The sequence below is a fragment of the Candidatus Protofrankia californiensis genome (genome assembly GCF_900634765.1).
Lineage (GTDB): Bacteria > Actinomycetota > Actinomycetes > Frankiales > Frankiaceae > Protofrankia > Protofrankia californiensis.
Map to the genome: position 1 here is coordinate 1 of NZ_CAAAFT010000382.1, position 1,588 is coordinate 1,588.

A 1,588-nucleotide genomic window follows, 5' to 3' on the forward strand; every position below is an offset into this window, starting at 1 on the left:
CCGTTTCCCGGCCCGTTACCCCACGGGCCGTCCCCCGGCCCGTCGCCCCCGATGGCGTTCGCTGCCTCCACCCGGTGGGCGGGTCGTCCCGCCGGTCGCACCTTCCGCCAGCTCAGCGTCCCCTCCCGCACGTGGGCCGCCCAGTGACCGCAGACCGCCTCCACCTCCACCCCGTCCGGCCGCGCGGCACCATCGCTCCCACCAGCCGGCGCATGCACCCGCGTACCCGGATGGCCCACGAGCAAGCCCCGCAGATCGGCCGCAAGATAGGTCGGCCGGTACGGCGCTCCTGCGCGCAGGAGCTCACCTCCGGACGTCACCCCGGTGAGCACCAGCAGGGACGGCGTGCCCGAGCGGACGGCGGATGCGATGTCGGTGTCGAGCCGGTCACCGATGATCAGCGGGAACCGGGCACCGCCGCGGCGAACCGACTCCTCGTGCAACGCCCGCTCCGGCTTGCCGGCCACTATGGGAGCAGCTCCCGTCGCGGTGCTCAGCATCGCCACCAGGGAACCGTTGCCGGGCAGCAGGCCACGCTCGGTCGGCACCGAAGCGTCGGTGTTGCTCGCGACCCACAGCGCTCCCGCCTGGATCGCGAGCGCGGCCTCGGCGAGCCGGGCGTAGTCGAGGCCGGGATCGAAACCCTGCACCACCGCGGCCGGTTCCTCCCGCGCGGTCGCCACCGGCCGCAGGCCCACGTCCCGCACCGCTTCACGCAGACCCTCCCCGCCGGCGACCAGAACAGCCGCCCCGCTGGGCAGGCGTTCGGCGAGCAGCCGCGCTGCCGCCTGCGCGGAAGTGACCACGTCGGCCGAGACCGCGGGCACACCGAAGGCGATGAGCCGCTCAGCGACCCGGGCCGGCGGACGCAGCGCGTTGTTGGTGACGAACACCATCCGCATGCCACGTTCGCGGGCGGCCCCGATGGCCCACGCCGCATGGGGTACGGCCTCGGACCCGCGGTACACCACCCCGTCAAGATCCATCAGGGCGACGTCGTGGACGTCGACGAGCGGGGCCGGCGACGCCGACAGCGGCTTACGCGGGCTGACCGGTTGTGCGGGAAGGCGCAGGCCGTGGGTCACGGCCGTCCCCGCACGGGCCGGTTGAGCGCGGCCCGCACACCGCGTAGCGCCTGGCCGTAGTGCCCGAGGTCCGGACGCATCGCGACGGCGAGCGCCAGATGTTCCACCGCGGCGCGCAGGTCGCCCGTCCGGCGAGCCGCCATCCCGAGCCCGAACTGCGCGTAGTCGTCGGTCGGGTCGTGGTCGACGATCCAGGCGAAACTCTCCCGTGCCGCGCCGTACTGGCCGGCGTCGAACTGGGCCCGGGCCAGCGCCTCCCGGAGGCTACGCGAGCCCGGTTCGGCGGCCACGGCGTGGGCCAGCAGCTGAACCGCGGCGTTGGCGTTGCCCCGGTCGAGCAGGGCGACACCCCGGGTGTACCAGTCGTAGACCTCACCGCCAGGGCTGCCGCCCGAACCGATACCACCGGTACCAGCAGCACCGGTACCACCCCGACCGGCGCCGGCAGCGTCGGCGCTGCCACCATCGGGACTGGCGCTATGGGGACTGCCACCATCGGGACT

The 1,588-nt window shown here is 74.2% G+C and carries 2 protein-coding genes; both read right to left on the reverse strand.

Annotated features, from left to right (window positions below; genetic code table 11):
* The coding region (locus DD1DGNOD_RS19660; RefSeq protein WP_131770784.1) for an HAD-IIA family hydrolase at positions 1–1,085 on the reverse strand (1,085 nt) is incomplete at its 3' end.
* Positions 1,082–1,486 (reverse strand): tetratricopeptide repeat protein, encoded by a 405-nt coding sequence (locus tag DD1DGNOD_RS19665; RefSeq protein ID WP_131767941.1) that lies wholly within the window; start codon positions 1,484–1,486, stop codon positions 1,082–1,084. The genes DD1DGNOD_RS19665 and DD1DGNOD_RS19660, both read right to left, overlap by 4 nt.
* Positions 1,487–1,588: the final 102 nt, after the last annotated feature.